The sequence below is a fragment of the Streptomyces sp. GMY02 genome (assembly GCF_019056675.1).
Classification (GTDB): Bacteria; Actinomycetota; Actinomycetes; order Streptomycetales; family Streptomycetaceae; genus Streptomyces; species Streptomyces odonnellii.
In genome coordinates, this window is sequence record NZ_CP077658.1 from 4,535,552 (window position 1) to 4,562,536 (window position 26,985).

A 26,985-nucleotide genomic window follows, 5' to 3' on the forward strand; every position below is an offset into this window, starting at 1 on the left:
ATACCGGAACAGCCGAGGGAGCGAGTGAGCGCCCCGGCCGGCCGTATCCGAAGCACAGCGCGCGAAGGAGCGACCGAGCGTGACCCTCGACACCGTCAAGCACGCAGGCGGCACGCCCGAGGCCGAGCAGCCCTGGAAGGACCTCGGCCTCAAGGAGGACGAGTACGCGCGGATCCGCGAGATCCTGGGGCGCCGGCCCACCGGCGCCGAGCTGGCCATGTACTCCGTCATGTGGTCCGAGCACTGCTCGTACAAGAGCAGCAAGGTCCATCTGCGGCAGTTCGGCGAGAAGGCCCCGGCCAGCGACGCGATGCTCGTCGGCATCGGCGAGAACGCGGGCGTCGTGGACGTCGGCCAGGGGTACGCGGTCACCTTCAAGGTCGAGTCGCACAACCACCCCTCGTACATCGAGCCCTACCAGGGCGCGGCCACCGGCGTCGGCGGCATCGTGCGCGACATCCTCGCCATGGGCGCCCGGCCGGTCGCGGTCGTGGACCCGCTGCGCTTCGGCGCCGCGGACCACCCCGACACCAAGCGGGTACTGCCCGGGGTGGTCGCGGGCATCGGCGGGTACGGCAACTGCCTGGGCCTGCCGAACATCGGCGGCGAGGTCGTCTTCGACGCCTGCTACCAGGGCAACCCGCTGGTCAACGCCGGCTGCATCGGTGTGATGAGGCACGAGGACATCCACCTCGCGAAGGCCTCGGGCCCCGGCAACAAGGTGATCCTGTACGGCGCGCGCACCGGCGGCGACGGCATCGGCGGGGTGTCCGTCCTGGCCAGCGAGACCTTCGAGAGCACCGGTCCGGCCAAGCGCCCGGCCGTGCAGGTCGGCGACCCCTTCCAGGAGAAGCTCCTCATCGAGTGCACCCTGGAGATCTTCAGCGAGAAGCTCGTCGCCGGGATCCAGGACCTCGGCGGCGCCGGTCTCTCGTGCGCGACGAGCGAGCTGGCGTCGGCCGGCTCCGACGGTATGCGGGTCGAGCTGGACACCGTACCGCTGCGGGACGCGACCCTCTCGCCCGAGGAGATCCTCATGAGCGAGTCGCAGGAACGCATGTGCGCGGTGGTCGAGCCGGACAAGGTCGCCCGGTTCATGGAGATCTGCGAGAAGTGGAATGTCATCGCCACCGTCATCGGCGAGGTGACCGAGGGCGACCGGCTGGAGATCTTTTGGCACGGCGAGCAGATCGTGGACGTACCCCCGCGGTCCGTCGCCCACGACGGGCCCGTCTACCACCGGCCGTACGCCAGGCCCGAGTGGCAGGACGCGCTCCAGGCCGACGACGCGGGCAAGCTGCCGCGCCCGGCCACCGCGGCCGAGCTGCGGGAACAGGTGCTGAGGCTGGTCGCGTCGCCGAACCAGGCGTCGAAGGCGTGGATCACCGACCAGTACGACCGTTTCGTCCAGGGCAACACCGTGCTCGCGCAGCCCGAGGACGCCGGGATGGTCCGGATCGACGAGGAGTCGAATCTGGGCGTGGCCATGGCGACCGACGGCAACGGGCGGTACGCGAAGCTCGACCCGTACGCGGGCGCGCAGCTCGCGCTGGCGGAGGCGTACCGCAATGTCGCGGCCTCCGGCGCCAAGCCGCTGGCGGTCTCCGACTGTCTGAACTTCGGTTCGCCCGAGGACCCGGGCGTGATGTGGCAGTTCGCGGAGGCGACCCGTGGGCTGGCGGACGGCTGTCTGCGGCTGGGCACGCCGGTGACCGGCGGCAATGTCTCGCTCTACAACCAGACCGGTGAGACGGCCATCCACCCGACGCCGGTCGTGGCGGTGCTCGGGGTGATCGACGATGTCAGCCGGCGGACGCCGATCGCGTTCAAGGAGGAGGGGCAGCTTCTGTACCTTCTCGGTGACACGCGCGAGGAGTTCGGCGGTTCTGCCTGGTCGCAGGTGGTGCACAACCATCTCGGCGGACTGCCGCCGGCGGTGGACCTGGACCGGGAGAAGCTGCTCGGCGAGATCCTGATCTCGGCGTCGCGCGACGGCATGATCGACGCGGCGCACGATCTGAGCGACGGCGGTCTGATCCAGGCGGTCACGGAGTCGTGCCTGCGCGGCGGCAACGGCGCCCGGCTGGTCGTACCGGACGGGCTCGACGCGTTCACCTTCCTGTTCAGCGAGTCGGCGGGCCGCGCGGTGGTGGCCGTACCGCGCAGCGAGGAGCTGCGCTTCACGGACATGTGCGGTGCGCGGGGGCTGCCGGTGACGCGGATCGGTGTGGTGGACGGGCAGGAGATCGAGGTCCAGGGGGAGTTCGGGATCCCACTGGCGGAGCTTCGGACGGCGCATGAGGCGACGATCCCGGGGCTGCTGGCCTGAGGTTTTCCTCTTCCCGGCTGATTTTCGGCCGATTCCGGATTGCGGCCGACTCCGACTGAGCCCCCGTCCGGTGACCATCTGGTCATCGGACGGGGGCTTCGGCGTGGCCGGCCGCACGCGGAACTCCGTCGGCGTGCGGAGGGGCACACGGCCCGGCGGCAGCGGGCTGCTCCGGGGCGTCTTACCGGTCCTGCTGGCGGCAGCCGAATTCTCTGACTAAGGTCAGGGAATGGATGCGGCGCAGATCGAGCAGGTGCGGCGGTTCAACCGGACCGTCACCGAACGCGTGGGCGTGCTGCACGACCACTACCTGGGCCGCGACCGGCCCGTCGGTGAAGCGCGGCTGCTCTGGGAGATCGGTGAACAGGGGCAGGACGTACGGCGGTTGCGCGAGCGCCTCGGGCTCGACTCCGGATATCTCAGCCGTTTGCTGCGCGCTCTGGAGACCAGCGGTCTGGTGACGGTCGAACCGCACCCCGGGGACAGACGGGTGCGTACGGTACGGCTCACCGACGCGGGCCGAGCGGAACGCGCTGTGCTCGACCGGCGCAGCGACGAGTTGGCCGGCTCACTGCTGGAGCCGCTCAACACGGCCCAGCGCACCCGGCTGGTCGCGGCCATGGCCGAGGTCGACCGCTTGCTGACCGCGGCGACGGTCACACTCGACACCGTCGCGCCGGACCACCCCGATGCCGAACACTGCCTGCGGTCCTACTTCACCGAACTCCAGGGGCGTTTCAGCACAGGCTTCGACCCGGCCCGCAGCCTGCTGCCCGACGCGTCCGAACTCCGCCCACCCCACGGCCTGTTCCTGGTGGCCCGGCTGCATGGCGACCCCATCGGCTGCGCGGGCCTGAAGCTCCCGCCCGGGGCCCCGGCCGAAATCAAACGCATGTGGGTGGCCCCCCGAGCCCGCAGGCTGGGCCTGGGCCGCCGATTCCTGGCCGAGTTGGAGAGAGAAGCCGCCCGGCACGGCCACGAAGTGCTGCGCCTCGACACCAACAAAGTGCTCAACGCGGCGATCAGCCTGTACCACTCAGCGGGCTTCCAAGAGGTCCCGGCCTTCAACAACGAGCCCTACGCCCACCACTGGTTCGAAAAACACATCCGCGAGGGGCACTAGCCTCAGCCCCATGCCACCGGCCAAGAAGCGCGCCCGTACCTATGACCCCAACAAGATCCGGGCTGCCGTGCTCACGCAGTTCGAGCAGGTCCACGCGGCCGTCAGTGGCCTCACACCCGGACAACTCGCCCTGCCCACCTCCCTCGGCGACTGGACCGTGCGGGAGCTGGCCGTCCATCTCGCGCTTGCCATCGAGGCTGTGAGCCGGTCCATCGAGCAGTCCAGCACTTCAGGCCCCCCGCCCACCCCCCTGGTCACCCTGCAAGCCTGGCCTTTCGCCACGGCCGCTTTCGCCGGAGACGTCGACCAGGGCGTCAAGGCGCTCGCCGCCTCCGCTCCCCCTCGACGAACTGTTCGAGCGCACCGCGCAGCGCGTCTCCGCTCTTCTCCCCGACGCCCCGGACGATCTGCTGCTCGCGACCCGGCTCGGCACCATGCGGCTCGGCGACTTCCTGGTCACCCGGACCATCGAACTCGTCGTCCACACCGACGACCTCAACCGGGCCGTCGCCGGGCTCGGCATCCCGTACGACCGGCAGGCGCTCGCCGCCTGCACCCGGATGCTTGCCGACGCCCTCGCCGTGAAGGCGCCCGGCGCGTCGACGGAGGTGCGGATCCCGCCGTACGCCGTGGTCCAGTGCGTGGAGGGTCCCCGGCACACCCGTGGCACCCCGCCCAATGTCGTGGAGACCGACCCCCTGACCTGGGTACGGCTGGCCACCGGCCGTACGACCTGGTGCGAGGCGATCGAGGGGGCGCTCGTCAGCGCGAGCGGCGAGCGCGCGGATCTGGGTGATCTGCTGCCGCTCATGGGGTGACGCCGGCGTAGACCCGTGGGGGCGACGGAACCGTACGAGACGGCTCCCCGTCCCACGGGTATGCAGAAGCAGAGGATCACCAACGTCACTGCGGTCACCGCATTCACTACCGTCGCTCTGTTCACTCTGGCCGCCTGCGGCACCGAATCCGGCAGCGGCTCCTCAAGCGGCTCCGGCTCCGGTTCCAGTTCCGGCGCCGGATCCGGTTCCGTACAGACCGACCTCCCGCTCACCGGCGTCCACTGGAGCGTCGACAGCCTCACCGTCGGCGGCAAGAAGACCGCGGCGCCCGCCGGGGCCAGCGTGGAGATCGACACCAAGGGCCGGGCCAGCGCCCGTACCGGCTGCAACACCATCGGCGCGGATGTCACCATCGACGGCGACACGATCACCGTGGGGAAGCAGCAGTCGACCCTCATCGGGTGTTCCGAAGAACTCAATGCCTTCGAGAAGGCATTGAGCGGCGCCTTCTCAGGCACCCTGAAAGCCCAGGTCAAGGAGGAGCGCCTCACTCTCACCACCCCCGAGGGCGACGCGATCACCCTCACCTCCGAGCCGCCCGCGCCCCTCGCGGGTACGCGGTGGACCGTCAACGCGCTCACTCAAGGTGCCGTGGCGAGCTCGCTCCCGCAGGGCACCGAAGGCAAGGCGCACTTCACGTTCGGTAAGGACGGCACCGTCGAGGGCAGCTTCGGCTGCAACACCTTCCGCGGCACAGCGAAGATCACCGGAACGGGATCCGGCACCACCGCCGAAACCATCACCTTCGGCCGGCTCTCCTCCACCCGCAAGCTCTGCCCCGGGCCCGAAATGACCCTGGAACGCCAGATTCAGAAGGTGCTGGAGGGCGAGGTCACATATGAGCTGCGCCACCGTGCCCTGACCGTCAAGAAGCCCGATGCCCCGGCCAATGGCACAGGCCTGGCCGCCGTGGCAGCCGCTACTGGCAAGTAGTCGGGCGTTTTCGGACGTTTTCCGACGGGCGATCGCGGAGCCGGCCCGCATCCCCCAGCCATCCCCAATTCGGACCAGTGGTCGATCTCGCCTACACTCGGTGGCGTGCCTCGTGGTGATGGACGACTCAGCCACGACCTGCTCCCCGGAGAGAAGGGCCCCCAGGACGCTTGTGGCGTCTTCGGAGTCTGGGCCCCGGGCGAAGAGGTCGCCAAGCTCACCTATTTCGGACTGTATGCCCTGCAGCACCGCGGACAGGAGTCCGCGGGCATCGCAGTGAGCAATGGTTCCCAGATCCTCGTTTTCAAGGACATGGGCCTGGTCTCCCAGGTCTTCGACGAGACCTCGCTCAGCTCCCTCCAGGGGCATATCGCGGTGGGCCACGCCCGTTACTCCACCACCGGAGCCTCGGTGTGGGAGAACGCCCAGCCAACTTTCCGGGCCACCGCCCATGGCTCGATCGCGCTCGGTCACAACGGCAATCTGGTCAATACCGCCCAGCTCGCCGAGATGGTCGCCGATCTGCCCAAGGAGAACGGGCGGTCGACGCGTGTCGCCGCCACCAACGACACCGACCTGGTCACGGCCCTGCTGGCGACCCAGACGGATGACGACGGCAAGCCCCTCACGGTCGAGGACGCAGCCGCCCGGGTCCTTCCGGATGTCCGCGGCGCCTTCTCGTTCGTCTTCATGGACGAGCACACCCTCTACGCGGCCCGTGACCCGCAGGGCATCCGCCCGCTGGTCCTCGGCCGTCTTGAGCGCGGCTGGGTGGTCGCCTCCGAGGGTGCCGCCCTCGACATCTGCGGCGCGGCGTTCGTCCGTGAGATCGAGCCGGGCGAGCTGATCGCCATCGACGAGAACGGTCTCCGTACCCAGCGATTCGCGGAAGCGAAGCCCAAGGGCTGTGTTTTCGAGTACGTCTATCTGGCCCGTCCCGATACGGACATCGCCGGGCGGAACGTCTATCTGTCCCGGGTGGAAATGGGCCGGAAACTGGCCAAGGAAGCACCCGTCGAGGCCGATCTCGTCATAGCGACTCCCGAGTCGGGCACCCCCGCGGCCATCGGCTACGCGGAGGCGAGCGGCATTCCGTACGGCTCGGGTCTCGTCAAGAACGCCTATGTCGGCCGGACCTTCATCCAGCCGTCCCAGACCATCCGGCAGCTCGGTATCCGGCTCAAGCTGAATCCGCTGCGGGAGGTCATCCGCGGCAAGCGGCTGGTCGTCGTCGACGACTCGATCGTCCGCGGCAACACCCAGCGCGCCCTGGTCAAGATGCTCCGCGAGGCGGGCGCCGCCGAGGTCCACATCCGGATCTCTTCCCCGCCGGTGAAGTGGCCCTGCTTCTTCGGCATCGACTTCCCGACCCGCGCGGAACTGATAGCGAACGGGATGAAGGTCGAGGAGATCGGCGTCTCCATCGGTGCCGACTCGCTCGCGTACATCTCGCTCGACGGGATGATCGAGGCGACCACGATCGCCAAGCCGAATCTCTGCCGCGCCTGCTTCGACGGCGAGTACCCGATGGACCTTCCCGATCCCGAGCTGCTCGGCAAGCGGCTCCTGGAGAGCGAGCTGTCGGCGGGACCGGCCACCACCGCGGCCACGGACGCGCTGCGCCGCCCGTAACCCCGCCGCACCGCCATCACGCCGACGATCCGGCGGCGATCCCCGTACCCACCTGAGCCCGTACGCCCGCCCGTAAACCTTTGCCGACCGAACGACGATCAAGCCGACCGACCGCCGACAGGACGACAGGAAAGTACCCAGCCATGTCCGAGACGTCCGAGACGACCACCGGTGCCAGTTATGCCGCCGCGGGCGTCGACATCGAAGCCGGTGACCGCGCGGTCGAGCTGATGAAGGAGTGGGTCAGGAAGACCCGGCGCCCCGAGGTCCTCGGCGGCCTCGGCGGCTTCGCCGGCCTCTTCGACGCCTCCGCCCTCAAGCGCTACGAACGTCCTCTCCTCGCCTCCGCCACCGACGGTGTCGGTACGAAGGTCGACCTCGCGCGCCGGATGGGCGTGTACGACACGATCGGCCACGACCTGGTCGGCATGGTTGTCGACGACCTGGTCGTCTGCGGCGCCGAGCCGCTCTTCATGACCGACTACATCTGTGTCGGCAAGGTCCACCCCGAGCGGGTCGCCGCCATCGTCAAGGGCATCGCCGAAGGCTGTGTGCTGGCCGGCTGCGCGCTGGTCGGCGGCGAGACCGCCGAGCACCCCGGACTGCTCGGCGAGGACGACTTCGATGTCGCCGGAGCCGGTACGGGCGTGGTCGAGGCGGACCGGTTGCTCGGCGCGGATCGTATCCGTACGGGTGACACGGTGATCGCCATGGCATCCTCCGGTCTTCACTCGAACGGGTACTCACTGGTCCGTCATGTGCTCTTCGACCGGGCCGGCTGGGCGCTGGACCGGCAGATCGAGGAGTTTGGCAGGACCCTGGGCGAGGAACTGCTGGAGCCCACCAAGATCTACTCGCTGGACTGTCTGGCGCTCACCAGGACGACCGACGTGCACGCGTTCAGTCACATCACCGGTGGCGGTCTGGCCGCCAATCTCGCCCGGGTGATCCCGGACGGGCTGCACGCCGCGGTGGACCGTTCGACCTGGACGCCGGGACCGGTCTTCGACCTGGTCGGGAACGCCGGCCGGGTGGAGCGCCTGGAACTGGAGAAGACGCTGAACATGGGGGTCGGCATGATCGCCGTCGTCCCGGCGGAGTCGGCCGACGCCGCGCTCACCACGCTGGCCGACCGCGGGGTGGACGCCTGGATCGCCGGCGAGATCACGGAGCGCGGCGAGCACACCACGGGCGCGGCACTGACCGGCGACTACCGGAGCTGACCTGGACAGTTACCGACCGACTCGGCGACGGGTGACCGAACCGTGCTCAGCGGTGGCGGACAGCCGCGACGTGATGGCGAAGGGCCACGGCACGCTTACGGACAGCCACGGTCATGGGCAGCACAGAACCCGGTCCAGGACCAAGGCCCCGGACCGGGCCACTGAGGTACTGCTCTGGGTATACGGACGTCAAGCGCCGCGGCGCTGCGCCGAGGGCCCGGACTCGTCGTCCTCGTCCTCGTCGTCGTTGTACAGATCCGCGTACTGTGCGTACGGGTCGTCTTCCTCGTCGTCGTCCTCGAACGGCTCGCCGTTCGGCGGCTGACTCGAGGTCGACGCGCCCAGCTCGTTGGCCAGACGCGACAGGTCAGTCCCGCCGCTGTTGTACTTCAGCTGGCGGGCGACCTTCGTCTGCTTGGCCTTGGCCCGGCCGCGCCCCATGGCTCGACCCCCTCGGTGACGGGGCTCGACGGCCCCAGAGTCTTGACACGCGTTCATGAATCAGAACGAGCTCTCCGCGGAGAGACCCGTCCGTAGGGCTTCAACGGTACCTGCTTCCGCGGCCATACGGTACGCCGCCCGCATGACGCGCCTCGGCGCGGGACCAGCGAGGCGCCCCGTCCTCCCTGGTCAGCCCCGATTTTAACCTCTTCTGGAGGGGCGACCCGCCGACCGGCGTGAGTCTCGTCTCCCGGGCTGCCCGCCGCCCCTCCCGAGAGGTCAGCGGCGGCGTGCCTCCGCCATCCGGTGCTCGGCGATCCGGTCGGCCGCGGCAGCCGGCGGAATACCATCTTCCTTTGCACGTGCGAAGATCGAAAGCGTCGTGTCGAAGATCTTCGCGGCCTTGGCCCGGCACCGCTCGAAGTCAAAGCCGTGCAGCTCGTCGGCGACCTGGATCACGCCGCCGGCGTTCACCACATAGTCCGGCGCGTACAGGATCCCGCGGTCGGCGAGGTCCTTCTCGACACCCGGGTGGGCGAGCTGGTTGTTGGCGGCCCCGCACACCACGGACGCGGTGAGCACGGGGACCGAGCCGTCGTTCAGGGCGCCGCCGAGCGCGCAGGGGGCGTAGATGTCCAGCCCCTCGGTACGGATCAGCGCCTCGGTGTCGGCGACCGCGGCGACCTGCGGATGCCGGTCGATGATCCGCCGTACGGACTCCTCCCGTACATCCGTGATCACGACCTGCGCGCCCTCCTCCATGAGGTGCTCGACCAGGTGGTGCCCGACCTTTCCGACCCCCGCGATCCCGACCGTACGGTCGCGCAGCGACGGGTCGCCCCAGCGGTGCTGGGCGCTGGCCCGCATGCCCTGGAAGACGCCGAACGCGGTCAGCACCGACGAGTCGCCCGCACCGCCGTGCTCGGGGGAGCGGCCCGTCGTCCACTCACAGGTCCGCGCCACGACATCCATGTCCTCGACGTAGGTGCCGACATCGCAGGCCGTGACGTACCGGCCGCCCAGCGACGCAACGAACCGGCCATATGCGAGCAGCAGTTCCTCGCTCTTGATCTGCTCCGGATCGCCGATGATCACGGCCTTGCCGCCGCCGTGGTCGAGACCGGCCAGCGCGTTCTTGTACGACATGCCGCGGGAGAGGTTCAGCGCGTCGGCGACGGCCTCGTCCTCGGACGCGTACGGATAGAAGCGGGTGCCGCCGAGGGCCGGGCCCAGGGCGGTGGAGTGGATGGCGATGACGGCCTTGAGGCCGCTGGCACGGTCCTGGCAGAGCACGACTTGCTCATGGCCCCCCTGCTCCGAGCGGAAGAGGGTGTGCAGGACGCCGTCGGTCAGATCGGTCACGGTGGTGACTCCCAAGTACGAAGCGGCGGTGGGAAGTCCCTCCTGTGGGTGGGGAGGGACCGGCTGGGCACCAAGAGGGTAAGTCCTGCGGGGGCGCAGTTCAGCCGCAGTGCCCAGGATCACCCCCTGGAGGAGTACAGGCGTGGGACGATGCGCGGCATGCCTGCGGTGTCTTCCGTCCTCGTTCCGTACGCGTCCTACCTGCGGGTCTATGAGCCGCTGGCGGCCTTTCCCGAGCCCGAGAGGGACCATTGGACGCGCTACGCCAGACGGGACCGTACACCCACCGCTCAGGACGAACTCCGGCGCTCCCTGGCCGACTTGCTGCCCACCCCGCCGGTCGCCGTGCCGGTGCACGAGAGCGGGGACGCGTTCGTGGCCGTGGTGGACGGGGTGGTGTGCGTCTGCCCGTGGCGCACCCGGCTGCGCGGCTGGCTGGCGCTGGAGGAGCTGACGGAGTCGCTGCCGACGCCGCTGCTGGACGCGGTGCTGCCGCCGGTGGTGCGCGGGCAGGCCGTTGCGGACTACGAGCGGTGGCGGGACCGGAATCCGGACGCGCGGCCGTGGATCAGGACGGCGGTCTGGCAGGTGCCGGTGGGCTGGTTCGCGCTTTTCTCGGACGACGAGCGGGAGTACGAGGCAGGGGGCCCGAGCGGTCTGGGAGCGCCGGTGCTGCGGTACCGGACGCCCATGGTGCAGGCGCGCCGGCGTGTGGCCCGGGCGCTGAAGACCCTGCGGGACACGGTGGACGACGGGCCGCTGATCAGCGGGCTGGTGGATGTGGGGCGATGGCTGGAAGAGTTCCATCCGCGGTCGCTGGTCGAACTGGACTACGGCGGACTGGTGCACGCCCTGCCCGGGGAGCAGCTCGCCGGGGACCGCTCGGCCGCCGATGTGGCGGCGGGGATCGCCGCGCTGCGGAACGGGGACGGCGAGGGCGCGGGGGTGGCGTACGGTCGGCTCACGGAGCGCTGGAGAGCGGTACGGGAGCGGTTGTTCGCGAACTGACCGGGCGCTCTGCCCGTTTCGGGCACGCGTGGCAGGAACGGGCAGCCGAACGGGCGGGGATCGGACTCGGATCGGGCTTGAGCGGCGCTTGGGTCCAGGCCCTGGGCACAGGTTCCGATCCGGAACATTGCCATTAAGCGTGACGGACCGCACTAACGGGGCTCTTGCGCCCATCACCCCCCCTCGTGTCAAAATAGGACAAGGAGTCCGGGGAGGGCTCCTTCCGCCCAAGTGTGGGCGGATTGCTCAGCATTGCATGTTCTACGGGGGGTCCGGTGACTCCTGATCGCTCTGTGACTGATCGTATCTGTGACGTGACTGTCCGCTATGGCATGGTCCATCGGCTTCCGCCGCTGATGAACACCTCAGAGGGCAATTCCATCGGTTTGGCCGACGTGGCTGGACGGATGGTGTAGTTGTAGTGCCGAGGACAAGCCGTTCGTCCTATAACCGACTCGGCCCGCGTCCGCCATTTCGGGCAACGCGGGTCAAGGTGCAGAATTTAGAGGAAAGAACCGAGATGGTTCGGTTCTCCCGAGGAGGCCGCTCATGACCGCTCGCACCCCTGATGCCGAGCCGCTGCTGACCCCGGCTGAGGTTGCCACGATGTTCCGCGTGGACCCGAAGACGGTCACTCGCTGGGCAAAAGCCGGCAAGCTCACGTCCATCCGCACGCTCGGTGGGCATCGCCGGTATCGCGAGGCAGAGGTCCGCGCACTGCTTGCGGGTATTCCGCAGCAGCGCAGCGAGGCCTGACGCCCTTTTTTTGAAGGCTCAGCAAGGCAAAGCTAGGCGCAACACAGCGAAACCAGGCACAACAGGGCACAAATTGCAGGGTACTGCCGGGTCCCCCATATCCGGTCGTCCCGACCCATAGCTCCATACGACGGGCACCTGCCCCAACAGGTCCCATGCCCTCGCAACACGGGTAAGTCGTCGATCGCGCTGGACTCCGCCGGGTCCAGCGCGATCTTTTTTGTGTGCCGGAAGGGGCCCCGGAGGCGGGGGTTCCGCCCCGTTCGGGCGCTGTGTGAACGGTGGGGCGGGAGTTTCCGGAGGGATTCCACGGTAAGTGCAATTGCACATATTAAATTGGTGGATTGTAGGCAGGGTGTAAGCACTGCCCTTCGTGAAAATTGTTCCGTGATGCCCGTCACACCGCATACCCCTTGCTCGGGGCGCTCGTCTCACCTGGCGGATCGGCGCGCGCTCCCGTGTCAGGGCGTCGACGGGGCCAGATCGTCAGGTAACTCGTCGTCGAGAAAACCGCCGACGAACCCGTCGAACCCGTCGTCGCCCGCCAGGGACTCCATGGCGAGCCGCTGGAGACGATGGCAGATCGGGCAGTAGCCCGTACGGTGCGGACGGCCTGAGGCGGCCGCCAGATGGGCGCGCAGCAGCGCGCTGGTCCTGTGTCTTGCTGTCGATGACATCCCGCACACCACCCCCGGTGCGGGCCCCGGGCTGGGACGAACAAGGGGCCCTGATGACTGGGTACCCCCGGCTGATGACCCCGTCAAGACACGGAGGGCGGGGCCCCGTGGATTTGGGTGCGCCATTACCGCGCCCATACCGCCGCGTCGCCGGCGCTTGCCCCAACCGATGAAGTCGGCAGAGCGCCGGATGCGGGGCAATGGCGGGTGGCGTTCGCGCGGCACGCGAGAAGGCCCGCACCGGATCGGTACGGGCCTTTCACTACTGCGGTCCTGACGGGATTTGAACCCGCGGCCTCCACCTTGACAGGGTGGCGAGCACTCCAAACTGCTCCACAGGACCAGGTTGCGCGGCCTTGTTTCCTCGGCTGCGGAACGAGACTCTACAGCAGCTCGGAGGGTGCGGTCGAACTGACGGATCGCGACAACCCCGTCACCGGCGCCGTCACGGCGCCACCGCGTCGATCGCCTTCATGATGCGCTTGTCCGAGACCGGCTGCGCCGTACCCAGCGCGTGCGCGAAATAGCTCACCCGCAGCTCCTCGATCAGCCAGCGGATGTCCAGGACCTGCTGCGGCACCGGCCGCCCCTTGGGGAGCTGTTCGAGCAGCCAGGCGTACTCGTCCTGCATCTCATGGACCTTCTCCATGCGTGTGGTGTCCCGCTGGACGGCCGTCGGCATCTGCTGGAGCCTGCGGTCCGCCGCGACGAGATACCGCATCAGGTCCGGCAGTCTGCGCAGTCCGGTACGGGTCACGAAACCGGCCGGTACGAGCGCCGTGAGCTGGTCCCTGACGTCCTGGACGTTGTTGATCAGGGTCGGGCTGGTCGTGCCCTTCAGACGGCGCTCACAGGCCTGCCAGGCGGCGAGTATCTGCTGGACCTGGCCGATGGTCCGTACGGTCGCGTCGACCAGATCGGCGCGCACCTTGTCGTACAGCTTCCGGAACGATTCCTCGTCCCACACGGGTCCGCCGTGGTCCGCGATCAGCTTGTCCGCCGCGGCCATGGCGCAGTCGTCGAACAGCGCCTGGACCGAGCCGTGCGGATTGCGGGACAGCGCGAGCTTCTGCTGGTTGGTGAGCCGGTCCGAGGCGAACTTCGCCGGGTTCACCGGGATGTTGAGCAGGATCAGCCGGCGCGTGCCCGCCCACATCGCCTGCCGCTGCTCCGCCTCCGTGTCGAAGAGCCGTACGGCCACCGTCGCGCCCTGGTCGACCAGCGCCGGGTACGCCTTGACGGGCTGGCCGGCCCGACGGGTCTCGAAGATCCGGGTGAGCGTGCCGATCGTCCAGTCCGTCAGTCCCGTACGTTCGATCGCCTCCCCGCCCGAGCGCACCGCGGTGGCCGCGGCGGCCTGGGAGAGGGCCTGGCGGGCCTTGGGCCGCAGCCGGAGCCGCAGCGCCTCCAGATCCTTGTCCTCGGCGATCTTGCGGCGCCGCTCGTCGACGATCCGGAAGGTGATCTTCAGATGGTCGGGCACCCGCGACAGATCGAAGTCGTCGCCGGAGACCGGCACCCCCACCATCCGCTGGAGTTCCCGGGCGAGCGTCACCGGAAGCGGCTCCTGGAGCGGTACGGCGCGCTCCAGGAACGCCTTCGCGTAGTTCGGCGCGGGCACGTAGTGGCGGCGGACCGGCTTGGGCAGGGAGCGGATCAGCTCCATGACCACCTCCTCGCGCAGGCCCGGGATCTGCCAGTCGAAGCCCTCCGAGGTGACCTGGTTGAGCACCTGGAGCGGTACGTGGACGGTCACCCCGTCCGCGTCGGCACCCGGCTCGAACTGGTACGTCACCCGGAATGTGAGCGGACCCTGCCGCCAGGTGTCCGGATAGTCGTCCTTGGTGACCGAGCCCGCCTTCTCGTTGATCAGCATCGATCGTTCGAAGTCGAGCAGCTCGGGCTCGTCGCGGCGCTTCTTCTTCCACCAGGAGTCGAAGTGCGCGCCGGAGACCACGTCCTCGGGCACCCGCCGGTCGTAGAAGTCGTAGAGCGTCTCGTCGTCCACGAGGATGTCGCGGCGGCGCGCGCGGTGCTCCAGCTCCTCGACCTCGCCGAGAAGTTTGCGATTGTCATGGAAGAACTGGTGATGGGTGCGCCAGTCGCCCTCGACCAGGGCATGGCGGATGAACAGCTCCCGCGAGGCCTCCGCGTCGATTCGGCCGAAATTCACCTTGCGCTGGGCCACGATCGGTACGCCGTACAGCGTCACCTTCTCGTACGCCATCACCGCCGCCGCGTCCTTCTCCCAGTGCGGCTCGCTGTATGTGCGCTTGAGCAAATGGCCGGCGAGGGGTTCGATCCACTCCGGCTCGATCTTCGCGTTGACGCGCGCCCAGAGCCGGGAGGTCTCCACCAGTTCGGCGGACATGATGAAGCGCGGCGGCTTCTTGAAGAGCGAGGAGCCGGGGAAGACCGCGAACTTGGCGCTGCGGGCGCCGAGATACTCGTTCTTCGCTGTGTTTCTCCCGCCCTCCCCCCAGCGTCTTTCACGTCCTTCATCCCGATGTGGGACAGCAGCCCCGCCAGCAGCGAGACATGGACGGCCTGGTCGGCGGCGTCCTCCTCATTGAGATGGATGCCCATCTGCCGGGCGACCGTACGGAGCTGGGAGTAGATGTCCTGCCACTCCCGGATCCGCAGGAAGTTCAGATACTCCGACTTGCACATCCGGCGGAAGGCGGACGAGGAGAGCGTCTTCTGCTGCTCCCTGATGTACCGCCAGAGATTGAGGTACGCCAGGAAGTCCGACGTCTCGTCCTTGAAGCGGGCGTGCTGCTGGTCGGCCTGCGTCTGCTTCTCGGCGGGGCGCTCGCGCGGGTCCTGGATGGAGAGCGCGGCCGCGATGACCATGACTTCCCGTACACAGCCGTTGCGGTCGGCCTCGATGACCATCCGGGCGAGACGCGGGTCGACGGGGAGCTGGGAGAGCTTGCGGCCGAGCGGGGTGAGCCTCTTCTTCGGGTCCTTCTGCGCGCTCTGAGCGGCGTCGAACGCACCCAGTTCCTGGAGAAGCTGCACGCCGTCGCGGATGTTGCGGTGGTCCGGCGGATCGATGAACGGGAACTTCTCGATGTCGCCGAGGCCGGCCGCGGTCATCTGGAGGATGACGGAGGCCAGATTCGTACGGAGGATCTCGGCGTCGGTGAACTCCGGGCGGGACTCGAAGTCGTCCTCGGAGTAGAGCCGTACGCAGATGCCGTCGGACGTACGGCCGCAGCGGCCCTTCCGCTGGTTGGCGCTGGCCTGCGAGACCCGCTCGATCGGCAGGCGCTGGACCTTGGTGCGGTGGCTGTAGCGGGAGATACGGGCGGTGCCCGGGTCGATCACGTACTTGATGCCGGGCACGGTCAGCGAGGTCTCGGCCACGTTCGTCGCCAGCACGATCCGGTGGGTCACCCCGGCGGAGGGGCGCTGGAAGACCCGGTGCTGCTCGGCGTGGGAGAGCCGCGCGTACAGGGGGAGGACCTCCGTACCGCGCAGCTTGCGTTTCTCCAGGGCGTCGGCCGTGTCGCGGATCTCGCGCTCGCCGGAGAGGAAGACCAGGATGTCGCCGGGGCCCGCCGACCGGAGTTCGTCGACGGCCTCGGAGATCGCGGTGATCTGGTCGCGGTCGCCCTCCTCGCCGTCCTCCTCCAGCAGCGGGCGGTAGCGGACCTCGACCGGGTACGTACGGCCGGAGACCTCCACGATCGGCGCGTCGCCGAAGTGGCGGGAGAAGCGCTCGGGGTCGATGGTCGCCGAGGTGATGACGACCTTGAGGTCGGGGCGTCTGGGCAGGAGCTGCGCGAGATAGCCCAGCAGGAAGTCGATGTTGAGGCTGCGCTCATGGGCCTCGTCGATGATGATCGTGTCGTACGCGCGCAGCTCGCGGTCCGTCTGGATCTCGGCGAGCAGGATGCCGTCGGTCATCAGCTTGACGAAGGTGGCGTCCTGGTCGACCTGGTCCGTGAACCGGACCTTCCAGCCGACCGCCTCGCCCAGCGGAGTGCGCAGCTCCTCGGCGACCCGCTCGGCGACCGTGCGGGCGGCGATCCTGCGCGGCTGGGTGTGTCCGATCATGCCCCGGACGCCCCGGCCCAGCTCCAGACAGATCTTGGGGATCTGGGTCGTCTTGCCCGACCCGGTCTCGCCCGCGACGATCACGACCTGGTGGTCGCGTATCGCTTCCAGGATCGTGTCCTTCTTCTGGCTGACGGGGAGCTGCTCGGGGTACGCGACCGCGGGCACGCGCGCCGCGCGCAGCCGCATCCGCTCGGCGGCCTTCCCGGCCTCGCCGGCGATTTCGTCCAGCACGGCCTGCCGTGCCTCGGGCTTACGGATGCGCCGGGTGCCTTCGAGACGGCGGCCGAGCCGCTGCGCGTCGCGCAGCGAGACGTCGGCCAGCAGGGTCTGGAGGTCGGCGAAGGAAGTAGACATACCTGGCCAAGGATCTCACCCGCGGCTCGGGAGTGGCGAACCCATTTCGCCGGGGATGCGGGGCGGGAGCGGGCGGGGGTGCGGGTTCGCGGTGGGCGGGGGTGCGCGGTGCTGCGTCGGGGGTACGGGGGCGGCGGGTCGGGCGGTCATATCGCCGGATTTGCTGCGGTCTGCATCTACGGTACGAAGGACATACCGCCATACCGCACCGGTCGAGCTTTCCGTACCGCGGGTATAGGGATGGACTCAGTGCCGGTCCGTACCTTTCATCCCTTCTGCCCCCTGTGTTACGGAGAGTCGCCCGCTCATGTCTGACACCCCGTCCCCCGCGCCGAAGCCTTCGCCCTCCGCGTCTCCGTCGCCTTCCTCGCCGCATGCGCCGTCGCCTTCCCCCGCCCCGTCGCCTGAGCCGGAGTCCTCCGGGGCGGAGTCCTCCGAGCCCGGGTCCTCCGGACCGTCCAAGCCGTCGACTTCGCCCGAGCCCGGGCCGCCGCTGGCTTCGGCTTCGGCCAAGCCTGCCGTGTCTGCCGGGCCCAAGCCTTACCCGTCGTCTACGGCGAAGCCGCCCTCGCCCGCGCCTGCGCCGAAGCCGTCCGCGCCGAAGCCGTCCGCGTCGGCGTCGCCGGCCTCGCCGAAGGCCTCCCCGGCTGCTTCGCCGAAGCCGCCGCCTGCGCCCGCGTCCGCGCCCCCGTCCGCGCCCGCGCCGAAGCCCGGGCCGTCGCTTACGAAGTCCCCGCCGTCGCTCATCAAACCGGGGCCGGGGCCGTCGCTCATCAAGTCGGGGCCGTCCCTCTCGAAGTCTCCGTCGCCCGCCCCTCCGGCCCCCGCGGCCCTCCCCCTCCGGCTCCCGCCGTTCCCGCTCCGGCCCCACCAGCCCCTCCTGCCCCTCCAGCCCCTCCCGCCCCCGTCCCCGCCTCTCCGCCCGCGCCCTCCGGGTGGCCGCGGCCCTCCCGGCAGGCCGTCGCCGTCGGCGGGGGAGTGGTGGCCGCCGCCTTGCTGCTCGGGGTCGTCTCGTACACCGCCACCAAGCCCGAATCCCCCTCCCACACCTCGTCCGAGCCCAGAACGGTCGCCGAGGTCTCCTCCGATCCGCGCCCCGGCGTCTATCCCGAACTGGTGAAACTCGCCCGCCGCGACGCCGCGGACCGGCTCGCCGTGGGCCGCCCGGACGCGCCCGTCGTCATGGTCGAGTACGCCGACTTCAAGTGCGGCTATTGCGGGAAGTTCGCCCGCGACAGCGAACCCGCGCTCGTCAAGAAGTACGTCGGCGACGGCACCCTCCGTATCGAATGGCGCAACTTCCCCATCTTCGGCAACGAGTCCGAGGCCGCCGCCCGCGCCTCCTGGGCCGCCGGACGGCAGGGCCGCTTCTGGCAGTTCCACGCCGCCGCGTACGCACAGGGGTCGAAGGAGAAGGGTTTCAGCGCCGACCGGCTCGACGATCTCGCCCGTACGGCAGGGGTGAAGGACCTCAACCGGTTCCGGGACGACCGCGAGAGCGACGCCGCCGAGGCCGCCGTACGGAAGGACCAGGCGGAGGCGTACGGTCTCGGCGCCACCTCCACCCCGTCGTTCCTCGTCAACGGCCGCCCCATCGCGGGCGCGCAGCCGACGGAGACCTTCACCCGCGTGATCGAGGCGGCGAAGAAGGACGCGGAGAAGAACGGCCCGGTGCGGCCCGTGACGAGCGACCCCGCCAAGTCCGGGCCGCCGGAGACCGGGGCCGCCACCGCCGGGCCCACGACCTCCGCGTCCGCGAATACGTCCGCGAATACGTCCTCGAACGAGTCCACGGGCGCCGAGCCATCCGGGAGCGCCACCGAGAAGAAGGACAGTGAGGGCAGCGAAGACGGCAAGGGCGACAACAGCAACAACAGCAACAACAGCAACAGCGGCGACAACGGCGCCGAGGGCGACCGGTGACAACGGGCATCGGCTATCCGGTCGCGCTGCTCGGCGGCCTGCTCGCCCTGCTCAGCCCGTGCAGCGCCCTGCTCCTGCCCGCCTTCTTCGCGTACTCCATCGACTCCGCGGGCCGCCTGCTCGCCCGTACCGGCATCTTCTACGCGGGGCTCGCCACCACCCTCGTCCCGCTGGGCGCCGCGGGCTCCTTCGCCGGGCGGCTCTTCTACGGCCACCGTGATCTGCTGGTCGCCCTCGGCGGCTGGCTGATCATCGCGCTCGGACTGGCCCAGATCCTCGGCCACGGCTTCGTCTGGCGCCGTATCACCGAGCTGTCGGGCCGGATCCGGCCCACGACCGTGCTGTCCGTGTACGCGCTGGGCCTGGTCTACGGGCTCGCGGGCTTCTGCGCGGGCCCGATCCTCGGCAGTGTGCTGACGGTGGCGGCGCTGGGCGGCAGTCCGCTGTACGGGGGGCTGCTGCTGGCGGTGTACGCGCTGGGCATGGCCGTACCGCTGTTCGTGCTCGCGCTGCTCTGGGAACGGTTCGGCCTCGGCGGGCGCTCCTGGCTGCGCGGCCGTGCCTTCCGCGCCGGCCGCTTCGAACTGCACACGACTACGCTGCTCTCGGGGCTCTTCTTCATCACCCTCGGCACGGTCTTCCTGGTCTTCGACGGGACGACCGCGCTGCCCGGGCTGCTCTCGGTCGACCAGTCCTTCGAGGCCGAGCGCTGGGCACGCGGGGTCGGCGCGGCCGTACCGGACTGGGCGCTGCTGGCCGCGGTGGTACTGGTGGCGGCGGCGGTCCCGCTGGTACGCCGTGTCCGCGCCCGGGGCGAGAGCGAGCCGGCCGGTACCCGTATCCGTGGCGGTACACGTACTCGTACCCGTAGTGCGCGTGCTCGTACGGAAGAGCCCGAGGCGGGCGTACCGGCCGGGCAGGCCGCGTCGGCCGGCACAGGCACCGCCGAAACGGGCACATGAGAAAGCCCCCTGCCGAGAACCTCGGGAGGGGGCTTTCTGCCCTTACGGGCCTGGTGGCTGGGGCCGGGATCGAACCGGCGACCTATCGCTTTTCAGGCGATCGCTCGTACCAACTGAGCTACCCAGCCACGCAACCTGACGGCTGCAAGCGGTCCTGACGGGATTTGAACCCGCGGCCTCCACCTTGACAGGGTGGCGAGCACTCCAAACTGCTCCACAGGACCAAGCTCTGTCGCGTGCACAAGTCTCGCACACGGAATCGCATGCCCCCAACGGGATTCCGGCACACTCTCCGTGACATCCGATCCGCGGTGAGCCCTGTCGGCCTGGTGATTCCCAGTGACCGTCCGGACACATTCCGCTCGGCTGATGTCGCTGAATCAGCGTAGCAGACCCCACGTCATACCCCGCACGCGTGACCTGCAACCTCGCCTCCGGGTGCCCTTCTTCACGGTTGTGCGGCGCCGGGGGGGCCTTTTCGTCCAGCGCGTCGCCCGCCCCGAAGGAAAGTGTATACAGTTGGATAAGGGGTAAAACCGGCAAATGACCTTTCCGTACAAGCCGACGGATCACCCTCTCGCACGGCTGCGCCTACCCGGCCGCGGGCTGCTGGCGATTCCGCTCGCGCTGATCGTCGTGATCACCGCCGCGTGTCTCTACACGCCCGCGCACACTCATCTCGTACCGCTGCTGATTGTCGCGCCCGCCCTCGCCGCCTCCTTCGCCCGGCCGCGGGTGACCGCCCTGGTCGGGGCGCTGGCGGTGGCGGCCATGGGGCTGGTCATCGCGGTCCATGGCTGGCAGGCCACGAACAACCCCATGATCCAGTTCCTCTCGGTGAGCATCCTCTCGGCGCTGGTGGTCCTGTACTGCCACGTATGGCGGCGGCGCGACCGGGAGCTGAACCGGGTGCGGTCGGTGGCCGAGGTGGCGCAGCGGGTTCTGCTCCGGCCGCCGCCCCGCCGGATCGGACCACTGCGTATCGCCTGGATGTACATGACGGCCGAGGACGAGACCCAGATCGGGGGTGATCTGTTCGCGGTCGCCCGCGGTGCCCATGCGGGCAGCCGGGTGATCATCGGCGATGTACGGGGCAAGGGGCTGGCCTCCATCGGTGAGGCGTCGGTGGTGCTGGGCGCGTTCCGCGAGGGCGCTCACCGGTGCGCGACCCTGCCCGAGCTGGTGGCGGCTCTCGAAGAGAGCGTCAGCCGGAACATGGAGCAGGTCGCGGACACCGTGCACGACGCCGGCGAGCACTTCACCACCGCGCTCGTGCTCGACATACCGGACCGCGGCCCGGATGCCGAGATGATCAACTGCGGCCATCCGCCACCCCTGTTGGTGCACGGCCACGAGGTCACGGTCCTGCACGCCGACAGCCCGGCGCCGCCGCTGGGGGTGAGCGAACCGTCCGCTCTGAGCCATCGCACCGACCCGTTCAGCTTTGAGACCGGCGACGCGCTGCTGCTCTACACGGACGGTGTCATCGAGGCGCGCTCGCCGGGCGGGGCCTTCTACCCGCTCGCCGAACGGCTCGCCTCCTTCACCGACTCCGGCCCGGAGGCCCTGCTGCGCCATATCCAGCGCGATCTGCTGGCGCATACGGGCAGGCCGCCCGCGGACGACACGGCGCTGCTGATCATCGAACGCGCACCGGCCCCGCGCTATCTGCACGCGCCCCGGATCACGGCGTGTCCGCGCAAGAACCACCGGCGGCTGAACGCGGGGGGTCCGACGACGTCGGCGGCGGCGCCTGCCGGGAGTCCGACGACGCCGACTGGGCCGCCGACGGCTTCGGGCGCTGAGGCGAGGCCGCGCCGCTGAGGGCTTCGAGCCGAGGGCTTCGTGGCTTCGTGGCGACGGCTTCGTGGTGACGGCTTCGTGTTGAGGCTTCGCGCTGAGGTGAGGCTCGCGCACCGGCCTCGTACTTCCGGCCGGCTCTGTAACGTCCCCTCGGGAATTCCGCGGAATTCGCTCGGGAGTCCGGTGACAGCGCCAGGAACATTGTCACGGTGGCGTCTCGGAACAGTACGGGTCGAACAGGGCCCGGACCAGGTCCGTAGCTCCTGATGAGAACGCTCCGGAGTCGCCGGAGCGGCAGCACCATCACCTTCGGGGGTTACTCCATGTTCCGTACACGGTTCCGTACACGCGCCACCGCGGTCGCCTCGCTCGCGGTCGCGGGAGTCCTGCTGCTCTCCGCCTGCAACGGGGATGACACCGCGGCCGGTTCGGCTGCGCCCGCCGGCGGATCCGCGGCGCCCGCCGACGCGAACGGCCCGGCCTTCAAGTCCGGTACCGCGCAGCAGAACAACGCGGACCTGAACGCGGGCGACCTGGCCGCCGACGCCGCGCCCGCGAAGGCGGCCGCCGAGAGGAAGCCGGTGGTCCGCAAGTGGGTGCAGTTGTCCGCGGGCAAGGCCGGGGAACTGGACCCCGTGGTGATCAACGGTGCGGGCTTCACCCTCTACCGGTTCGACAAGGACACCGCGGACCCCTCGGTGTCCAACTGCTCCGGTGAGTGCGCCACGACCTGGCCGCCGTACCTCGTCGCCCCGGGCGGCCGGGTCTTCATCGACGGGGTGGACAAGTCGGCGATCGGCTTCATCAAGCGCGACGGCGCGTTCCAGGTGACGATCGGCGGCTGGCCGGTCTACCTCTTCAGCAAGGACACCAATCCCGGGGACACCAACGGCCAGGGCGTGGGCGGCACGTGGTTCGGCGTCACACCGGACGGCCAGAAGGCGGGCCGGAACGGTGGCGGTACGGACGGGAGCGAATCGGGTACGTACAGCGGCGCGGGCGTGTACGGCGGTACGAGCAGCCGGGACGCGAGCCCTGTTGTCTTCTTCGGGCGTCCGGCCACCGGCGGGCCCGCTGACGGCGAGGAGGACCGGGCCACCGGAATGGCCGAATCTCCGGATTTCTCCGGATGACCGGCTCCGCCGGGATCTGGGACGGCCCGGGCCGCACCGGCAAGTCGATGACGGTTGAGGGCGGCTTCCCCGACCTGGCAGCCATCGGCTTCCCCGCGGTGAAGTCCATCCGCTGCTCCAACTGACCCGGATCCCGGGGCGGACGGCCTTTTCGAGGGCCGCCCGCCCCGGGCGGGGCTGTGCCTGCCAGGCCCTGTCCGCCGGACAAGGTCACCGCGGAGGCCCGTGTCGGCGACCGGCGCCCGGCCCACCGACCCGCCGCCTACCGACTCGAGGCCTACTGACCGGCGCCCACTGAAACGCCTCCGGCCCCCGCTGATCTCAGCAGGGGCCGGAAAAGTATGCGTACCCATAACGTGCGGTGTTCGTACGTGCCCCCAACGGGATTCGAACCCGTGCTACCGCCTTGAAAGGGCGGCGTCCTGGGCCACTAGACGATGAGGGCTAAGGGCTCGCCTGGCGCTTTCCAGCGCGTCGGGGACGCGTCAGCAGCATATGGGATGGCGGAGCGATCGCCAAAACGGGTTTACCTGGCCGGTACGGGGAGGCTCCTCGGGGTCGGGGAGGGGACGGGCGAGACGGCGGCGGGCGAGGCGCCGGGCCCCGGTCGCGCGGCGAATCCCGGGCCGCCCGGGGAACCCGTACTGGTGCCCGTACCTCTGCTCGTACTCGTACCCATGCCCGTACTCGTACCCGTACCCGTACCCGTACCGTCGGGCCGGCTTCCGGACGTACCCGTACCGCCGCCCATGTGGCTCTCCGACGGGCGCGGGCCATGCGACGAGCCCGAAGGACCCGACAAGCCCGAGTCGTCCGAGGAGTCCGGCGCGCCCGCGACCTCGCCCGGTGTCAGCGACGGGTTCGGTGACGGGCTCGCCCCCGGGGTGCCCGCCTCCTGCGGCAGATGGCGGCTGACCTCGGCCGTCGTCAGCCCCAGACCGCCCAGCGTGATCTCGTCCCACGCCTGGAGCCGCTTGGTCGTCCGGTCCAGATAGAGGACGGACGCGCGTACCTTCTCGGGCTCCTCGTTCTGTACGGCCCGCAGCCCGCCGCCGCCCGTCGAGCCCTCGACCTTCAGCCGCGTACCGTGCGCCATCACCTCGGTTTCGCGGTGGTGGACATGACCGGACAGGGCGAGCGGCACCAGGCCGTCGGTCTCCCGGGCCGCCACCGGATTGTGCGCGACCGCGATATGTACGGGGGTGCCGGCCGCCTGCTGGTCGCGCAGGGCCGAGGCGAACTGGATGCCCGCCATCCGCTCCGCCGGATCACCGCCCGCCTCCGTCGAACGGTCGGGCGTGAACTGGGGATCGCCCATCCCCGCCACCCGCAGCCCGGCGACGGTCACGGCCCGCCCCTTGTCCAGGACCCGTACGTTCTTCATGCGCCGGAGGTAATCCTGAGTGACGTCCGAATCGTGATTGCCGCGCACCCAGACATAGGGGGCGCCGAGGTCGCTGATCGGGTCGAGGAAGGTGTTCTCGGCGGAGGCGCCGTGATCCATGGTGTCGCCCGAGTCGATGATCACGTCGATTCCGTACTGCTCCACGAGCGAGCCGATGATGTGCCAGGACGCCGGGTTCAGATGGATGTCGGAGACATGCAGGACGCGCAGGGTCGCCGGGTCGGGCTGGTACGTGGGCAGGGTCGAGGTCGCGTCGTACAGCTTGGTCACATTGGTGACCAGCCGCGCCAGCTCCTTCTGGTACACGTCGAAATCGGTCACGATCGAGCGGGCGTTGCCGACGACCTGGGGCGCGGAGGAGAGCAGTCCGGAGAATTTGGGCTCCAGCACCGACTTGGGGTTCCAGGTGGCGTACGCGCCGACGCCCGAGGCGGCCAGCAGCGCGAGCGCGAGCCCGCCGGCGGCGAGGGCGCGGCGGGGGCGGCGGTAGACGGCGAGGCCGAGGGCGGTCGCGCCGGAGACGACGGCGACACAGGACCGTACGGCCAGTTCGGAGGTGCCGTCGGCGACATCGTGGGTGACCTCGGCCTGGAGCCCCGAGAGGCGTTCCGGGTGCTCGACGAGGGCGGTGGAGCGTACGGGGTCGAGCTGGTCAACGTCCACATCGAGACGGATGGGCGCGGTGTGTGTCTTCAGCTCCAGCGCGCCCAGCGGCGAGACGTTGATCTTGGTCCCGCCGGTCAGGGACGGCCGGAGGGTCATCCGGGTGTCCATGGGGCCGACGGGCGTCCGTACGCTCCCGACGACCAGCAGACCGAGCCAGGCGCCGAGCATGACGACGGCGATCAGGCCGAGGGCCCGGGAGTACGGGTGCGGGGAGTGGACCAGCGCGCTGGTCGGGCCCTCTCGGCGGGAATGGAGATGGCCCAGAATACGGGTGCGTGTGGCACGGAACGGGATACGCGGTACATCACGGGCCATTGGGTCCGTATGCCCGGAGGGGCGGGCGGCCATGCCTTGGCTACGCCATCACGCGTAGTGGCGTGGCCCTCCGGGGGACTGTTTCGCGGGTGAGGTGTGGGGCGTGAGGTGCGGGGTGTGAGGTGCGGGGTTGAGTTGCGGGGTTGAGGTGCGGGGTGCGGGGTCAGCCCCAGCCCAGTTCGTGCAGGCGCTCGTCGCCGATGCCGAAGTGATGGGCGATCTCATGGACGACGGTCACGGAGACTTCGTGGACCACGTCCTCCGGGCTCTCGCAGTAGCGCAGGGTCGGGCCCATGTAGATCGAGATGCGGTCGGGCAGGACTCCCGCGTACCACTCGCCCCGGTCGGTGAGCGGCGTTCCCTCGTACAGGCCCAGGAGTTCGGGGTCGGACGGGTCGGGCTCGTCCTCGACGAAGACGGCCACGTTGTCCATGACCCGGGTCAGCTCCGGGGGGATCTGGTCGAGGGCCTGGCCGACCAGTTCTTCGAACATCTCGCGTGTCATCTCCAGCACATGGCCATTCTCCGTGATGACGCCCGTTCCGGTGAGGTCGCTCACAAGGACCGCACAGACGGGACGGGCGGCGGGGGTGTCCGGGGGGTGCCGAGGTGGGCCGGGGGGCTCCGGGGACTGAGCGCTTCTTTCCCCTTTCGGGTGATACGGCGGATACGGCGCCTATGGCCGGGGCGGGTTGGGCAGCGTGCGGGAGGGCGAAACGCCCGTAGGGCCGTACGTCAGAACAATCCGTGCGCCGGACCGATCCATACGTCGTACCGATCCGTGCATCTGAACGATCCGTGCGTCAGAACAAAGAGGGGTTCCATTCCATGCGTCTTCGTCACACCCTGGCCGCCGCCGCGGGCGCTCTCGCGCTGCTCGTCTCCGTGCCCGGTTCCGCATCGGCCGCCGAGGGCGAGTTCGGCTATCTCTTCACGGGGATGGACGGGCGGCCCACGAAGGGGATGCTGGTGGACCCGCCGAGCGGGCAGTGCGTCACGCTGCCGGAGGCGGCCGGGGAGTACGTACCGCCGGCGCACTCGCCCCGTAACGGCACGTCGTCCTGGGCCACGGTCTTCAAGGACGCCGACTGCGAGGGGGATTACTACACGCTGCGGCCGGGCGGGTCGGCGAGCAGCCGCCTCAAGCTGCGGTCGGTGGTGTTCTCCTGAGCGTGCGCCCGGTTCTGCGGGCGCCCCGGTTCAGCGGGCTCCGGGGCTGTGGGGCGGATACGGCATGAATGGGCCACTGGCCGGGCGTGAATGTGCCGCTGGCGTGTCCCCGGCGGGGCAAAGGGAGTTGGGCAGTGAAACCCTCCTCGCCCTCGGTGGGGAGCCCGCTCCCCTGCCCCGGAGGTGCCGCCCGTGCGCCAGTTGTCCGCCTTGTCCGCCCCAGGCCGTTTCGCCGTCTGGATCGTCACCTCACTGGCGGTCGCGGCGTCCGCGGGCTGCATGAGCGTGGGTGACGACGAGGGAAAGCCGGCGCCGTCGCGCTCCGCGGACCGCCGGGGTTCCGCCGCCGAGCCCGACGGGGGTACGGGCGCGGGCCCCGGCGCGCCCCGCGCCTGGCAGGGGCGTACGAGCGAGGGCGGCGCGGGGGGCGCCGCCGGGGGCGAGAAGGGTACGGGTCCGGGCGCGTCGCCGAGCGCCAGTTCCGCGACGAAGCCCTCGCCCGAGCCGTCGAAGGGGGCGCGGCCCCGGCCCGGGGAGCCGACCCCGCCGCCCGGGCACGAGCCCGTACCGTCCAAGGAACCCACCCGCCCGGTGCCGTCCCCCACGCCGCCGGTGCCCCAGAGCCCGGACCCGGTCCCGGAGCCCGAACCGGAGCCGTCGAAGCCGCCGGAGTCGCCGACCGGATCGCCGGTGGGGGACATGCGTACGAGCCTGATGTCCGCGCGGGAGATGGCGGGGGAGGGAGAGGGGCCCGGGCCGGGCTCCGGATCCGGACCCGGGGACGGGAACGGTATGCGGAAGGAGTCGGCGGCATCACCGCAGATGGGGCCGGTGTGACCGGACCCGCGGTGGAAGCGGTTTGCCTT

19 protein-coding genes, 4 tRNA genes and 3 pseudogenes are annotated in these 26,985 nt (G+C 69.9%); 15 read left to right on the plus strand and 11 right to left on the minus strand.

Annotation, left to right across the window (positions count from 1 at the left end; all coding sequences use genetic code 11):
- Positions 1-79: 79 nt before the first annotated feature.
- From purL to purM, 6 genes and pseudogenes are all read left to right on the plus strand, one after another.
- Positions 80-2,329 carry a phosphoribosylformylglycinamidine synthase subunit PurL gene (purL, locus tag KQY30_RS19060; protein ID WP_217307868.1) on the plus strand — a complete coding sequence of 750 codons (2,250 nt, stop codon included), beginning with the start codon at positions 80-82 and terminating at the stop codon, positions 2,327-2,329.
- A 229-nt stretch (positions 2,330-2,558) separates the two neighbouring features.
- Positions 2,559-3,452: a helix-turn-helix domain-containing GNAT family N-acetyltransferase gene (locus tag KQY30_RS19065; RefSeq protein ID WP_217307869.1), complete on the plus strand. Its 894-nt coding sequence runs from the start codon at positions 2,559-2,561 to the stop codon at positions 3,450-3,452.
- A 10-nt stretch (positions 3,453-3,462) separates the two neighbouring features.
- Positions 3,463-4,270 (plus strand): annotated as a pseudogene (locus KQY30_RS19070) (sterol carrier family protein).
- A 60-nt stretch (positions 4,271-4,330) separates the two neighbouring features.
- Positions 4,331-5,224, plus strand: coding sequence for an META domain-containing protein (locus KQY30_RS19075; RefSeq protein WP_217307870.1), 894 nt, complete (start codon positions 4,331-4,333; stop codon positions 5,222-5,224).
- A 105-nt stretch (positions 5,225-5,329) separates the two neighbouring features.
- Positions 5,330-6,856: an amidophosphoribosyltransferase gene (gene purF, locus KQY30_RS19080; RefSeq protein ID WP_217307871.1), complete on the plus strand. Its 1,527-nt coding sequence runs from the start codon at positions 5,330-5,332 to the stop codon at positions 6,854-6,856.
- 143 nt (positions 6,857-6,999) lie between these two features.
- Positions 7,000-8,079 carry a phosphoribosylformylglycinamidine cyclo-ligase gene (gene purM / locus KQY30_RS19085; RefSeq protein WP_217307872.1) on the plus strand — a complete coding sequence of 360 codons (1,080 nt, stop codon included), beginning with the start codon at positions 7,000-7,002 and terminating at the stop codon, positions 8,077-8,079.
- A 189-nt stretch (positions 8,080-8,268) separates the two neighbouring features.
- On the opposite strand, the gene KQY30_RS19090 is transcribed toward purM, so the two are convergent.
- Complete coding sequence (locus tag KQY30_RS19090) at positions 8,269-8,520, minus strand: DUF3073 domain-containing protein (protein WP_046508206.1); 252 nt, start codon at positions 8,518-8,520, stop codon at positions 8,269-8,271.
- Positions 8,521-8,799: 279 nt separating this feature from the next.
- Positions 8,800-9,882 carry a Glu/Leu/Phe/Val dehydrogenase dimerization domain-containing protein gene (locus KQY30_RS19095; protein WP_217307873.1) on the minus strand — a complete coding sequence of 361 codons (1,083 nt, stop codon included), beginning with the start codon at positions 9,880-9,882 and terminating at the stop codon, positions 8,800-8,802.
- Positions 9,883-10,041: 159 nt separating this feature from the next.
- Between KQY30_RS19095 and KQY30_RS19100 the strand changes: the two genes are divergently transcribed.
- Complete coding sequence (locus tag KQY30_RS19100; RefSeq protein ID WP_217307874.1) at positions 10,042-10,890, plus strand: hypothetical protein; 849 nt, start codon at positions 10,042-10,044, stop codon at positions 10,888-10,890.
- A 549-nt stretch (positions 10,891-11,439) separates the two neighbouring features.
- Positions 11,440-11,646 carry a developmental transcriptional regulator BldC gene (gene bldC, locus KQY30_RS19105; protein ID WP_003949541.1) on the plus strand — a complete coding sequence of 69 codons (207 nt, stop codon included), beginning with the start codon at positions 11,440-11,442 and terminating at the stop codon, positions 11,644-11,646.
- 461 nt (positions 11,647-12,107) lie between these two features.
- On the opposite strand, the gene KQY30_RS19110 is transcribed toward bldC, so the two are convergent.
- From KQY30_RS19110 to KQY30_RS19125, 4 genes and pseudogenes are all read right to left on the minus strand, one after another.
- Positions 12,108-12,323: a DUF6274 family protein gene (locus KQY30_RS19110; RefSeq protein ID WP_217307875.1), complete on the minus strand. Its 216-nt coding sequence runs from the start codon at positions 12,321-12,323 to the stop codon at positions 12,108-12,110.
- 268 nt (positions 12,324-12,591) lie between these two features.
- A tRNA-Asp gene (locus KQY30_RS19115) sits at positions 12,592-12,666 on the minus strand.
- A gap of 102 nt (positions 12,667-12,768) precedes the next feature.
- Positions 12,769-16,742, minus strand: a pseudogene (gene hrpA, locus KQY30_RS19120) (ATP-dependent RNA helicase HrpA).
- A 540-nt stretch (positions 16,743-17,282) separates the two neighbouring features.
- Positions 17,283-17,516: a hypothetical protein gene (locus KQY30_RS19125; protein ID WP_217307876.1), complete on the minus strand. Its 234-nt coding sequence runs from the start codon at positions 17,514-17,516 to the stop codon at positions 17,283-17,285.
- A 204-nt stretch (positions 17,517-17,720) separates the two neighbouring features.
- Here KQY30_RS19125 and KQY30_RS19130 point away from each other — a divergent pair.
- A pseudogene (locus KQY30_RS19130) lies at positions 17,721-18,398 on the plus strand (DsbA family protein); the annotation flags it as partial.
- Between the two features lie 263 nt (positions 18,399-18,661).
- On the plus strand, positions 18,662-19,627 hold the full coding sequence (locus tag KQY30_RS19135) for a cytochrome c biogenesis CcdA family protein (RefSeq protein ID WP_217307878.1): 966 nt from the start codon (positions 18,662-18,664) through the stop codon (positions 19,625-19,627).
- A 51-nt stretch (positions 19,628-19,678) separates the two neighbouring features.
- Here KQY30_RS19135 and KQY30_RS19140 read toward each other — a convergent pair.
- Positions 19,679-19,755: transfer RNA gene (locus KQY30_RS19140), tRNA-Phe, on the minus strand.
- Between the two features lie 21 nt (positions 19,756-19,776).
- Positions 19,777-19,851: transfer RNA gene (locus KQY30_RS19145), tRNA-Asp, on the minus strand.
- A 319-nt stretch (positions 19,852-20,170) separates the two neighbouring features.
- Between KQY30_RS19145 and KQY30_RS19150 the strand changes: the two genes are divergently transcribed.
- From KQY30_RS19150 to KQY30_RS37135, 3 genes are all read left to right on the plus strand, one after another.
- Positions 20,171-21,451 (plus strand): PP2C family protein-serine/threonine phosphatase, encoded by a 1,281-nt coding sequence (locus tag KQY30_RS19150; protein WP_217307879.1) that lies wholly within the window; start codon positions 20,171-20,173, stop codon positions 21,449-21,451.
- Between the two features lie 302 nt (positions 21,452-21,753).
- Positions 21,754-22,563, plus strand: a complete 810-nt coding sequence (locus KQY30_RS19155) for a hypothetical protein (RefSeq protein ID WP_217307880.1) — start codon at positions 21,754-21,756, stop codon at positions 22,561-22,563.
- Positions 22,560-22,688 carry a hypothetical protein gene (locus KQY30_RS37135; RefSeq protein WP_302185325.1) on the plus strand — a complete coding sequence of 43 codons (129 nt, stop codon included), beginning with the start codon at positions 22,560-22,562 and terminating at the stop codon, positions 22,686-22,688. The genes KQY30_RS19155 and KQY30_RS37135 overlap by 4 nt, the downstream gene beginning before the upstream one ends.
- Positions 22,689-22,935: 247 nt before the next feature.
- Here KQY30_RS37135 and KQY30_RS19160 read toward each other — a convergent pair.
- The 3 genes from KQY30_RS19160 to KQY30_RS19170 all read right to left on the minus strand — a co-directional run bounded on the left by KQY30_RS19160 (position 22,936) and on the right by KQY30_RS19170 (position 25,463).
- Positions 22,936-23,008 (minus strand) — tRNA-Glu (locus tag KQY30_RS19160).
- Between the two features lie 81 nt (positions 23,009-23,089).
- Complete coding sequence (locus KQY30_RS19165; RefSeq protein ID WP_254407216.1) at positions 23,090-24,949, minus strand: metallophosphoesterase; 1,860 nt, start codon at positions 24,947-24,949, stop codon at positions 23,090-23,092.
- 163 nt (positions 24,950-25,112) lie between these two features.
- Complete coding sequence (locus KQY30_RS19170; protein ID WP_217311163.1) at positions 25,113-25,463, minus strand: metallopeptidase family protein; 351 nt, start codon at positions 25,461-25,463, stop codon at positions 25,113-25,115.
- A 314-nt stretch (positions 25,464-25,777) separates the two neighbouring features.
- Between KQY30_RS19170 and KQY30_RS19175 the strand changes: the two genes are divergently transcribed.
- Together KQY30_RS19175 and KQY30_RS19180 are read left to right on the plus strand one after the other, a co-directional pair.
- On the plus strand, positions 25,778-26,119 hold the full coding sequence (locus KQY30_RS19175; protein WP_217307881.1) for a hypothetical protein: 342 nt from the start codon (positions 25,778-25,780) through the stop codon (positions 26,117-26,119).
- A gap of 192 nt (positions 26,120-26,311) precedes the next feature.
- Positions 26,312-26,956 carry a hypothetical protein gene (locus KQY30_RS19180; RefSeq protein WP_217307882.1) on the plus strand — a complete coding sequence of 215 codons (645 nt, stop codon included), beginning with the start codon at positions 26,312-26,314 and terminating at the stop codon, positions 26,954-26,956.
- Positions 26,957-26,985 lie beyond the last annotated feature (29 nt).

Coding starts and splice junctions, on each gene's coding strand:
- KQY30_RS19175 (WP_217307881.1), top strand. CDS start 25,778: ATGCGTCTTCGTCACACCCTGGCCGCCGCCGCGGGCGCTCTCGCGCTG.
- KQY30_RS37135 (WP_302185325.1), top strand. CDS start 22,560: ATGACCGGCTCCGCCGGGATCTGGGACGGCCCGGGCCGCACCGGCAAG.
- KQY30_RS19125 (WP_217307876.1), bottom strand. CDS start 17,516: ATGAGCGACGGCCCCGGCCCCGGTTTGATGAGCGACGGCGGGGACTTC.
- KQY30_RS19110 (WP_217307875.1), bottom strand. CDS start 12,323: ATGTCATCGACAGCAAGACACAGGACCAGCGCGCTGCTGCGCGCCCAT.
- KQY30_RS19065 (WP_217307869.1), top strand. CDS start 2,559: ATGGATGCGGCGCAGATCGAGCAGGTGCGGCGGTTCAACCGGACCGTC.
- bldC (WP_003949541.1), top strand. CDS start 11,440: ATGACCGCTCGCACCCCTGATGCCGAGCCGCTGCTGACCCCGGCTGAG.
- KQY30_RS19100 (WP_217307874.1), top strand. CDS start 10,042: ATGCCTGCGGTGTCTTCCGTCCTCGTTCCGTACGCGTCCTACCTGCGG.
- KQY30_RS19165 (WP_254407216.1), bottom strand. CDS start 24,949: ATGGCCCGTGATGTACCGCGTATCCCGTTCCGTGCCACACGCACCCGT.
- KQY30_RS19155 (WP_217307880.1), top strand. CDS start 21,754: ATGTTCCGTACACGGTTCCGTACACGCGCCACCGCGGTCGCCTCGCTC.
- KQY30_RS19150 (WP_217307879.1), top strand. CDS start 20,171: ATGACCTTTCCGTACAAGCCGACGGATCACCCTCTCGCACGGCTGCGC.
- purM (WP_217307872.1), top strand. CDS start 7,000: ATGTCCGAGACGTCCGAGACGACCACCGGTGCCAGTTATGCCGCCGCG.
- KQY30_RS19090 (WP_046508206.1), bottom strand. CDS start 8,520: ATGGGGCGCGGCCGGGCCAAGGCCAAGCAGACGAAGGTCGCCCGCCAG.
- KQY30_RS19075 (WP_217307870.1), top strand. CDS start 4,331: ATGCAGAAGCAGAGGATCACCAACGTCACTGCGGTCACCGCATTCACT.